12 protein-coding genes are annotated in these 11,007 nt (G+C 48.8%); all 12 read right to left on the bottom strand.

Going from position 1 to position 11,007, the window contains the following annotated elements; genetic code table 11:
- Positions 1–322 precede the first annotated feature (322 nt).
- Positions 323–1,270, bottom strand: coding sequence for a thioredoxin-disulfide reductase (gene trxB / locus GSO_RS04375; RefSeq protein ID WP_010489391.1), 948 nt, complete (start codon positions 1,268–1,270; stop codon positions 323–325).
- A 65-nt stretch (positions 1,271–1,335) separates the two neighbouring features.
- Positions 1,336–2,391: an NAD(P)H-dependent glycerol-3-phosphate dehydrogenase gene (locus tag GSO_RS04380; protein ID WP_010489393.1), complete on the bottom strand. Its 1,056-nt coding sequence runs from the start codon at positions 2,389–2,391 to the stop codon at positions 1,336–1,338.
- 10 nt (positions 2,392–2,401) lie between these two features.
- Positions 2,402–3,229, bottom strand: coding sequence for a prolipoprotein diacylglyceryl transferase (lgt, locus tag GSO_RS04385; RefSeq protein WP_010489395.1), 828 nt, complete (start codon positions 3,227–3,229; stop codon positions 2,402–2,404).
- 1 nt (position 3,230) lies between these two features.
- Positions 3,231–4,190 (bottom strand): HPr(Ser) kinase/phosphatase, encoded by a 960-nt coding sequence (hprK, locus tag GSO_RS04390; RefSeq protein ID WP_010489397.1) that lies wholly within the window; start codon positions 4,188–4,190, stop codon positions 3,231–3,233.
- Between the two features lie 228 nt (positions 4,191–4,418).
- Positions 4,419–4,754, bottom strand: a complete 336-nt coding sequence (locus GSO_RS04395) for a phage holin family protein (protein ID WP_010489400.1) — start codon at positions 4,752–4,754, stop codon at positions 4,419–4,421.
- 2 nt (positions 4,755–4,756) lie between these two features.
- The gene (locus GSO_RS04400) at positions 4,757–5,017 is read right to left on the bottom strand and encodes a hypothetical protein (RefSeq protein ID WP_010489401.1); all 261 of its coding nucleotides are present in this window, start codon (positions 5,015–5,017) and stop codon (positions 4,757–4,759) included.
- Positions 5,018–5,029: 12 nt separating this feature from the next.
- Positions 5,030–6,520 (bottom strand): daptomycin-sensing surface protein LiaX, encoded by a 1,491-nt coding sequence (gene liaX, locus GSO_RS04405; RefSeq protein ID WP_010489403.1) that lies wholly within the window; start codon positions 6,518–6,520, stop codon positions 5,030–5,032.
- Between the two features lie 600 nt (positions 6,521–7,120).
- Positions 7,121–7,798, bottom strand: a complete 678-nt coding sequence (phoU, locus tag GSO_RS04410) for a phosphate signaling complex protein PhoU (RefSeq protein WP_010489405.1) — start codon at positions 7,796–7,798, stop codon at positions 7,121–7,123.
- Positions 7,799–7,808: 10 nt separating this feature from the next.
- Positions 7,809–8,573 carry a phosphate ABC transporter ATP-binding protein PstB gene (gene pstB / locus GSO_RS04415; protein WP_010489407.1) on the bottom strand — a complete coding sequence of 255 codons (765 nt, stop codon included), beginning with the start codon at positions 8,571–8,573 and terminating at the stop codon, positions 7,809–7,811.
- 9 nt (positions 8,574–8,582) lie between these two features.
- A complete protein-coding gene (pstB, locus tag GSO_RS04420; RefSeq protein WP_010489409.1) occupies positions 8,583–9,401 on the bottom strand; it encodes a phosphate ABC transporter ATP-binding protein PstB in 819 nt (272 codons plus the stop codon).
- 84 nt (positions 9,402–9,485) lie between these two features.
- Positions 9,486–10,370: a phosphate ABC transporter permease PstA gene (pstA, locus tag GSO_RS04425; RefSeq protein ID WP_010489412.1), complete on the bottom strand. Its 885-nt coding sequence runs from the start codon at positions 10,368–10,370 to the stop codon at positions 9,486–9,488.
- Positions 10,367–11,007, bottom strand: a 641-nt coding sequence (pstC, locus tag GSO_RS04430) for a phosphate ABC transporter permease subunit PstC (RefSeq protein WP_010489413.1), incomplete at its 5' end; no start/stop codon positions are given. The genes pstA and pstC, both read right to left, overlap by 4 nt.

An 11,007-nucleotide genomic window follows, 5' to 3' on the forward strand; every position in this document is an offset into this window, starting at 1 on the left:
GGCCAGCTGGGGCTGGAACGGGGTGGGCACGACTTTGAGCCTCAGCAGACCCGGCTGAGTCTCAAAGATCGGCCTTGGCCTAAAACGGGAAAACCGCCCGTTAAGGCCAATTTCACCCCTGAGCCCCATCTGGCCTACGATTGCTCCGCTTTGGCACTAAGATCTCAAGAGACTTGACAAGTTATTCATAAGTAAACAAAAAAACAAACTTACCACCATCGTATCAATGGAAAGTAAGTTTGCTTTTAAAGTTTGGCCTTATACTAGGCCATGGCCGTCTCCTATTTTTAGCTTCGAATCACTTCTAGTACACTAAAAATAACTAAGCTTTAACTTCAATGTTGGTATCGTTCAAACTTTGGATATAGTTGAAAACGCCTTGACCAGCGGTACCGCCTTCGCCTACCGCTGTGGTGATCTGCCGCAGGTCTTTGGCACGAACATCACCGATGGCAAAGATGCCCGGTACCTTTGTCCGCATGTGATCATCAGTTGGAATCCAACCATGATCGTCCAGAATGCCGAGATCCTGGAATGGTTCGGTCATCGGCATGATGCCGACATAAATGAAGACACCGGCAACTGGCAGAACATGCTCTTCACCGGTTTCCTTGTCACGATACTTGACGCCGGTGACTTTCATGTCATCGCCTTGGATTTCCTGAACCTGGGCGTTCCAGACAAAATGCATCTTGTCATTGGCAAACGCGCGTTTCTGGATAATCTGTTGTGCACGCAGTTGATCACGCCGGTGAATAACCGTTACCTTTTTGGCCATTTGGGTCAGGTAAAGGCCTTCCTCGATTGCGGAATCGCCACCGCCAATAACGGCAAGCTCGCGGTCTTTGAAGAAGGCACCGTCGCAGACTGCGCAGTACGAAACGCCACGGCCGCTATAGGCTTCTTCGCCAGGTACACCCAGCTTCTTGTGTTCTGCGCCTGTCGCAATGACAATCGCCTTGGCTTCAAATTCGTCTTCGTCAGTCTTGACCAACTTGGTTGCACCATGATTCTGGACGCTGATGACATTACCATAGGCGTATTCGGCACCAAATTGAGTGGCGCCATCGTACATTTTTTGGCCAAGATCAGGCCCAAGGATTGACTTGTAACCCGGATAGTTCTCTACTTCAGCGGTGTTGTTCATTTGACCGCCATAGACACCGCGATCAAGCATTAACACTGACAGATTGGCACGCGAAGCATAAAGCGCCGCCGTCATGCCGCCGGGACCGGCACCGATCACGATTACATCATATTTTTTTGCCATTGGCAGTCTCTCCTTTTGCCGTATTGCTTACAAATAGTAAGCTACGTAGTCTAATATACAGGGTTTTAGTGCTTTTGTAAACTAGCATTGTCAAAATCAAATTCCGGTTTGCCGGATCGCTGCATGAGATCGGTAATCACCGCGCGAATTGGGGCATTTTCATACAAGACCTGGTAAATCGCATCGGTAATCGGCATATCGACACCTAACTCACTGGCCATATGATGAGCCACCTTGGTCGTGGAAACACCTTCGACGACCATTCCCATATTCTTCAACACGTCCGCAAGCTTCTCGCCTTGCCCCAGCGCATTACCAGCCCGCCAATTGCGGCTGTGAACGGAAGTGCAGGTCACGATTAAGTCACCGACACCGGATAGGCCGATAAACGTGAGCGGCTCAGCGCCTAGTTTTACGCCCACCCGGCTGATTTCCGCCAGTCCGCGGGTCATCAAGGCAGCTTTGGTGTTATCGCCATAGCCGAGGCCATGCAACGCCCCGGCGCCGATCGCAATCACATTTTTTAACGCTGCACCGATTTCGACGCCGATGACATCGGTATTGGTATAAAGCCGAAAATAGTCATTCATGAACAGCTGTTGCACTTTTTTCGCCAGCGGCAAATCTTCAGATGCGGCGGTCAAGGTGGTAATGTCATGCGTCGCAACATCTTCGGCATGACTCGGCCCGGAAATCACAACGATCCCTTGAATGAGATCCGATGGCAAGACGTCAGCCAAAACCTGCGAAATTCGCAACTCGCTGCCGCGTTCCAAGCCTTTTGCCGCATGGACAATAATCGGCTGCTCGCCGCGGCCACGGTGCGCCTGCAAAATCGGCTTCACCTGTTCGGCCACACTGCGAATGGCATTGGTCGGCACCACGAATAAAATCACGGTCGCCTGGTCCAACGCCTGGCCTAAATCTGCGGTCACGTGAAGCGCATCATGTAATGTAAATTCAGCACCCAGGTAATGCTCATTTTTGTGAGTCTGCTTCATGGTCGCAACTTGTTCCGGACTATGACTCCATAAATAAACGTCATGACCATTTTCCGTTAGCAAGTTTGCTAACACCGTTCCCCATGAACCAGCACCTAACACTGCTATTTTTGTCGGCACAAAATCACTCCTATTCAACTGCTTTCAGCGGATTACCGTCTAAATACCATGCAACGTCTCCCCGGCGCCGCCGATACCAGATTAACGCACCAGCCGCGATGAACAAAATAATCGACAGAATCTGGGAAACCCGTAACCCTGGCACCACATACAGTGAATCGGTTCGCATGCCTTCAACAAAGAAACGGCCGAAGCTGTACCACATCACGTAACTCAAGACAATCTCGCCTTGCTTGAACCAATGCTGATGATGCCGCACCGTCATGATTAAGGCAAAGCCAACCAGATTCCACATACTTTCATACAAAAATGTCGGCTGGCGATATGCGCCGCCAATATTCATTTGCTGAATGATAAACTCTGGCAGATGCAAGCCACGTAAGTAAGCCAGACTTGTGATCGCACCATGGGCTTCCTGATTCATGAAATTGCCCCAGCGGCCAATCGCTTGCGCCAGCATAACCGTGGGCGCCGCAATATCAAGTACTAGCCAGGCTGGCAGCCACTCAATTCGGCAATAAATAGCAAAAACAATCACGCTGGCAATCAAAGCCCCATAAATTGCAATGCCGCCATGCCAAATGGCAATAATCTCGCCGGGATGGGCAGCATAATATGGCCATTCAAATGCCACATAATAAAGGCGTGCCCCGATGAGTGCAAATGGCAACGCCCATAAAATCAAATTCAGAATGTGATCTTCTTTAATACCGCGTTTTGGTGCTTCCTTCATCGCCAGATAGACTGCCAGTAAAACAGCACTGGCAATAATAATCCCGTACCAATGAACTTCCAGACCACCCAACTGAAACGCGATTGGATTGAGTACTAATAACAAGTTATTTTTCCTCCGAACTGCTCTGGTCGCTTGCTTCATTATGTTCGATCAGATGATTAAGATTTTTTTCGAATGTTTTGGTCGCATCATAGCCCATTGACTTGGCACGGAAATTCATAGCCGCCACTTCAATGATGATCGCCAGGTTACGTCCAACTTTAACCGGTATCGTAATCTTAGGAACCGGCACGTCAAAAATAAGCTGTGTCTGTTCACCGGAACCCAGCCGGTCAAAAGTCTTATCCGGTGTCCAGTTTTCCAAATGAACGATCAGCGAAATCGTTGTGTCTTCGCGAACAGCACCGGCACCAAAAAGATTCATGACATCAATAATACCCAAGCCGCGAATTTCCAGCAGATGTGAGAGAATCGGCGGCGCAGCACCCACGATGGTTTGTTCATCCTGTTGATAAACATCCACCCGGTCATCAGCGATCAGCCGGTGCCCACGTTGAACCAGTTCCAAAGCCGTTTCTGACTTGCCGACGCCGGAATCGCCGGTGATCAGGACGCCCAGACCATAAATATCAACCAAAACGCCATGCATACTGCGGCGTTCTGCCAGCTGTCCGTCTAAGTATTCGGTGATCAAGCTTGACAGCCGCGTTGTCGGTAACCGTGAACCCAATACCGGAATATGCGCCGCGGTGGCCGCCGTAATCATTTCCGCCGGTGGTTGCAACCCGCGCGACACCAGAAACGCCGGTGTGTCCTCGGTTGCCATCCGTTTCAAAATCAATAACCGCTCTTCCGAGGACATATTCCGCGCAAATGAAATTTCTGTCCGACCAAAAAGTTGAATCCGTTCATGCGGATAATAATTAAAGTAACCTGTCAACTCAAGCCCGGGACGCGAAATATCGCTCAAAACGACCTGCCGAGAATCAAGATACTCCTCACCACTGTATACCTCAAGCTTAGTCGCCTTGACGAGTTGCCGTACCGTCACGCTGTCTGCCATGAAGTCCACCTTTCTTTCGCCATGTTTGCTTCATTTTACCATAACTCGGTGAACCACACGGGGACGACAGGGAAAATAGCTTTCAAAGTCGCCGCATTTCGCCAGAATAAGGTCAAAAGGTTACTTCCCATTAGTGCGCCGGATTACGCTCAGATAAAAAAAGTCGGTCCCCCTAGACAACTTTCGTCTTGAGAACCGACTCTTACCGCAGCTTTCAATCAAGCCGCACTATTTTTTACCCACAAAAATCATATTCATTACTGAAATGATGATGGCCAGTACCATGGTCGAGCCAAAACCGCTGAAAACAATTCCGGGAACAAACCACGTCATCATGCTGAGCATCAAGCCGTTGAGGACGATTAAAAACAATCCTAACGTGAGAATTGTAATTGGAATCGACAGAATCACCAGGATTGGTCGTAGCAAGCCATTAAGAACTCCTAAAACAAGTGCACCGACAACGGCCACACCAAAGCCCGCAACATAGAGTTGACTAGGAAACAGTTGCGCATAGATTAAGAAAACGGCGGTTGTGATGATGGTACGTTTGATGAAATTCATGACTAGAAATCGCTCCAATCATCATCATGTGACTCGGTAACGTGGGTGGCGTTTTTACGCGGTCGCGACGTACCTTGATCGCGATATGGATGCCGTGGACCACGGCGGCCATCACGGTCATGGCGTGAGAATAGCCATACAGCCAAAACCACCAGAAGTGCCGGTACGATTAACATTTTCAACAAGATGATCCCGATCGCAAATACCGCCACCAAAACCAAGCCAACGATGAAAAACATTAATGGAATTAATAGAAAAGGCATAAGCGATCCCCCTTAGTCATTTGAATCTTTCAGTTGAATATTGCCACTGGTCGTATTGAGTTTCAACTCGCTGCTACCAGTGCCCGGTCGCTCCAGTTCGAAGCGTTTAATCCCTTTTGCCGGTTCGGTCACATTGCTCAGGCGACTCTTAATACTGCCAAAATGGGTCCGGGCTTCGCCATTTAAGGCAATCGAAGCCGGCACAGCAACTTTCACATTGCCATTCATCGAAGTCCCTTCAATTTTGGTAAAGTCAGTGTGATAGGTTGCGCGAACCGTTCCATTTACGGTTTTCAGTGCGGCAGTTGCCGGGTCGGCATCAACTGAAACATCACCGTTAACAGTGGTCAGCAATAAGTCATGCGTATGGCCACCCTGAACCTTGATAGAGCCATTAACACCTTCACTTTCGATCATGACACCATCAATATTAGTGAAGGTCATTTGACCATTGGTACTCTTGACATAAAAATCTTTTCCGCTCATGCCGGTCAGATCCGCACTACCGTTGAGTAAGCGCACGGCCACATGATCATAGCTGCGTTTTGGCAGTGAAATGACTAGATCGGCCTGAACGCGCTTATTAGGCACCTGGAAACTGAAATGATCATCGGTGACATCAATCCGGCTGCGGTCGTTAAACGCGTCCAGCGGTGTCGGTGCATCCATTTTGCCGTACAGCTTGATGGCTGCTTCGACTTGAATACCCGGTTGATCCCAAGGCTTAAAATGCACGTCACCATTAGCAACCTTCACATCCAAAATGGTTGCCTTACTGTCAGGAAATTTAAATACATGCTCGAACTTCTCTGTGGCTAAGCCAGGAACGGTAACGGTGACATTCTTCCAATCGACATTATCCAAGACATTGTTGACAGTATCTTTGACAAAACCGCCGATTTGCGAGGTCGCATCCCCGATATTTTTACCAAGTTCGGAAAAGACGTCACGGGCATCTTTTTGCCACTCGTCATTAAAAATCTTGTCGCCGATCTTTTGACGTTCCAGATCATGTTTCTGATGACGAAGGGTGGCAAGGTTGGCTTTAAGTGACTCAACCTGGCCATTTAACTCGGCTAGTTGATCGGTGAGTTTCTGATTCTCCTGCTTTAATTCCCCGCGCTTTTGGTATTTCTCTGGGGACAAAGCTTCAAGATCTTCCATCGTGTCTAAGACGATAATCTGTTCGTTGTTGGCTTCAATTTGCTTGTTGATGCTGGTTACTTGCGTTGTTGCCGCGTCCAATGCACCGGCTGCTTCGGCAATCTCGGTGTTGAGTTCGGTCAGCGCAGCATCGGTGTCAGTATCGGTGTCTTCGTGATCATCGTGCTTGGCTTGATCATGCGTATCTGACTCCGAGTTGTCTTCGGGAGCAGTATGATCGGCCGGGCTGTCGGCTTGGGAGCCTTGCTGTTTGGCGAGGTTCTCCAAAAGTACCAGTGCCTCTTCGCTTGAAATAACGCCTTTTTTGACGAGGTCTAAAATTCTTTCGCGTTCATTCATGGGTTATCCCTCCAGGATTTGATTACATGATTAGTATGCACGGAATTTGACCACAGCGCATAGGTCCAAAGGTTGATTTTTAAACGGGTCGGAAGGCGGACGGTCTGTTTATAAGTAAAAGTGACTGATCCATAATTCTGTACAAGCATTAACAGTTTACGAATCCCGAACGACATAGAAAAGGTTTGGGCAATAAGTTCCAGGACGTGCCAAACTCCGCAATCTCCGGCCAGCTGGGGCTTGCGACGCGAAGCTAGAGCGGAGGGCACGACTTAGAGCCTCTGCAAAACCGGCAGAGTCTCTAAGCTCGGCCTTGTACTACGCCGGGAAGACCGCCCGGCTAGTACAATCTCACGGCTGAGCCCCATCTGGCCTACGATTGCTCCGCTTTGGCACTAACAACTTTACAATCCTGCCGAATTGCCTGCGAGAAAACAAAAAGCAGATATACTCTTTCATTACTGGAGTATGTCCGCTTTTACACAAGAACCTTGAATTGTAACGCAACCCGTTTGTTGCAATCGCGATTTCTTACCTAAAATCTTAATTGCTGCTTGCCAGAAGCCTTTTGCATCAAGTATTACCAATACCATCTTTTAATCAGAACTTGTCCTCAATCGCATTGGAGTTGAGTTCAGTGATTTTCCCGGTCTTTAAGTAAACAATCCACTCGCAGATGTTGGTGACATAATCGCCGATCCGTTCCAGATAAGAGGAGACCAGCATGTAGTCCATCGAGCCAACCACGGTTTCCGGGTTGTCCTGCATCTGGCGAATACATTCTTTATAAATTCGGGATGAGAAGTCGTTAATCCCGTGGTCTTCAAGCGCAATTTTGCGCGCCCGCGCGGAGTCTTCCTTAACATAGGCGTCCAAAACCTGCTCTACCATTTCCTTGACCGCTTCGGCCATGCCGGCAATTTCGGTTTCGATTTGCGGCACCCGGGTTTTGCCTTTGACGCGAATCGTTGATTTGGCAATGGAAACCGCATGATCGCCCATTCGCTCGAGATCAGAGCTTGCTTTCATCACCGTCACAATGACCCGCAGATCTGTTGTGACCGGCTGCTGCAAGGCAATCAGCTCAAAGCTGCGTTTTTCCAAATCGACTTCGCGTTCATTGATGTGTTTGTCTTCCTGGATCACTTCGCGGGCCAAACTCTTGTCATGATTAATGAAGGCTTTCACGGACTTATAGATGGCCTCATTGACCATCATCCCCATTTCCGAAAAACGTACATGAAGATCGTTCAATTCGTCAACAAAAAGTCGTCGCATACTACCCCTCCTACCCGAAGCGTCCAGTGATGTAGTCTTCGGTTTCCTTTTCTTTTGGATTTAAAAACATTTGTTTCGTGTCAGCGAATTCGATCAAATTACCGGTTAAGAAAAAGGCCGTTTTGTCCGAGATTCGGGATGCTTGATGCATACTGTGCGTTACCAAAATGATCGTGTACTGATCGCGTAAGCCCAGCAACATATTTTCGATTTGAGTGCTGGATATCGGATCCAAAGCACTGGTCGGTTCATCTAACAAAATAACATCCGGCTTAACCGCCAGCACCCGCGCGATGCACACCCGCTGTTGTTGGCCACCTGACAACGATAACGCACTGTCATGCAAATGGTCTTTGACTTCATCCCAAATGGCCGCTTGCTTTAAGCTTGTTTCAACGGCCTCATCCAGCTTACTTTTATCTTTGACACCAGCCAAACGTAACCCATAAATCACATTTTCATAAATCGAAAAAGGAAAAGGATTCGGTTGTTGAAACACCATGCCAACTTGCTTGCGTAACTGAACCACATCTTCGCTTGGCGCATAGATGTTTTGGCCACGCAAGCTGATCGTGCCGGTAATCGTGACGCCTGGGATCAGATCGTTCATCCGATTAAGCGTGCGTAAATAGGTCGACTTACCACAACCTGAAGGCCCGATTAAAGCCGTGATTTCGTGCTGGTTGAAATCCAGACTAATCCCTTTTAGTGCTTCAAACTTGCCGTAAAAAAGATGAACGTCTGAACTGGTAATGATTTTTTGTGCTTCAGCCATGGGGACCTCCTAGCCGAAATGTCCGGAAACATAATCGTTGGTTGCTTTAATCTTGGGACGCGTGAAGATCTTACGGGTTTCATCATATTCAAGTGCGGCGCCGCTATAAAAGAACGCGGTATAGTCGCTAATCCGAGCCGCCTGCTGCATGTTATGTGTAACGATGATAATCGTATACTTATCCTTCAACGCTAGCAAGGTATCTTCGACCGCTGAAGTCGAAATCGGATCCAACGCACTGGCCGGCTCATCAAGCAACAGAATATCCGGCTTCATTGCAATGGCCCGGGCGATACACAACCGTTGTGCCTGCCCACCTGACAGCGACATGCCGCTTTGATTCAGATCATCTTTAACCTGATCCCATAAGGCGGCTTGCTTCAAACTGGTTTCAACAATCTCATCCAGCTTCTTTTTGTCTTTGAGACCAAAGCGGCGTAATGCAAAGGCAATATTGTCATAAATAGACTTCGCAAACGGATTAGGCTGTTGGAAAACCATTCCGATGTGTTTGCGCATTTCATAGACATCAACGGCATCGCTGTTAATATCGATGTTGCGATACATGATCTTGCCAGTGACACGGGCGCTTTCAATATTATCGTTCATTCGATTCAGCGAACGCAAGTAGGTCGACTTCCCGGAGCCACTCGAGCCGATCAATGCGGTGATTTTATACCGTTCAAAAGGCAGCGATACGCCATGAATGGCCTCACTGTCGCCATAAAAAACATGCAGGTCCTTCGTTTCAATGGCAATCTCCTGCTTGTCCCGATCAAACGGGCGGATATACGTATCATCTAAAGAATACTTTTCAAGTTCTTGCATCTTGAACCTCCATGCCTTTTCATGATAGGCGCCATGACCGTCTTCATCGCGGCATCCGCGCAAATCATCACCGTGAACCACGCATTAAGCGGCGGTCATCTTTTTGAATAAACGATTACCAAAATACCGCGCACCCACATTGAAGATTAGAACGGCGATAACCAGCACCGCACTGGCACCGGCGGAAACCGCAACCGCATCCGGCTGAATCCCTTCAGAGTTGATTTTCCAGATATGCACCGCCAGCGTCTCGGCTGGGCGGAACGGATTCAACGGGCTAGCAATGTTCGCCGGATTCCAATTGGTAAAATCAAGCGCCGGCGCACTTTGCCCGGCTGTATAAATCAATGCCGCAGCTTCACCGAACACCCGGCCGGCGCCAAGAATCATCCCGGTAATGATCCCCGGCAACGCTTCAGGCATCACGACATGTAACACCGTTTCCCAGCGTGAAAGTCCAAGGGCCAAGCCTGCTTCGCGCTGCTCATTGCCAACGCCGCGCAATGAATCTTCAACATTTCGCGTTAACAGTGGCAAGTTGAAAACCGTCAATGCCAGCGCACCCGACAAAATCGAAAATCCAAACTTAAACTGCAAAACAAAAATCAGGAAACCAAACAAACCGACAACAACTGATGGCAACGAACTCAGGATTTCAATGGAAGTCCGGATCACATCCGTCAACCAGTTTTTCTTTGCGTATTCACTCAGGTAAATGCCGGCCCCCAAGGAAATCGGGGTTGAAATCAACATGGCCAGCAGCAACAAATAAAACGAGTTGAACAGCTGAATGCCGATGCCACCGCCGGCTTCAAAGCTTTGCGCCGGACTTGTCAGAAAGTGCCAGGAAATATGGGGAACCCCTTGAAACAGAATATAACCAAGCAGGCTTGCCAAAATAATAATGATGATGCCTGAGATAATGTAAAGCACTGTGGTAGCCACTTTATCCGCAATTTTCGGATTCATTTGTTCAGCTCCCCTTTCTTCCCGATCCACCGAATCAACAGGTTAAAGGCCAATGACATCAGCAGCAATAGCAACGCCAAGGACCACAACGCGTTATTGTCAAGCGATCCCATGACGGTATTACCGATGCCGCTGGTTAAAACCGATGTCAGTGTCGAGGCCGGGGACACCAGATTCTTTGGCAACAAGGCCGCATTCCCGATGACCATCTGCACCGCCAAGGCTTCACCAAACGCCCGTGCCATGCCGAAAACGATCCCGGTCAAAATGCCGGGAATGGCCGCTCGCAGAACAACCCGATAAGTCGTCTGCCAGCGAGTCGCACCTAACGCCAACGATGCTTCGCGATAATGGCGCGGCACCGCTTTTAAGGCATCAACTGTCATGGACGTCACGGTTGGCAAAATCATGACGAACAAAACAAACGTCCCGGCCAAAATCCCAAAGCCGGTGCCGCCAAAAATATGACGAATGAACGGCACGATGACGGACAATCCAATAAAGCCATAAACTACTGACGGAATCCCAACCAGCAGCTCGATGACCGGCTGCAGAATCTTTTGCCCCCATTTACGGGAAATCTCGGTCATAAAGATGCCGGCTCCGACAGCAAAAGGCGTCGCGATAATCGCCGACA

It is taken from the genome of Lacticaseibacillus zeae DSM 20178 = KCTC 3804 (assembly GCF_000260435.1).
Taxonomy (GTDB): Bacteria; Bacillota; Bacilli; order Lactobacillales; family Lactobacillaceae; genus Lacticaseibacillus; species Lacticaseibacillus zeae.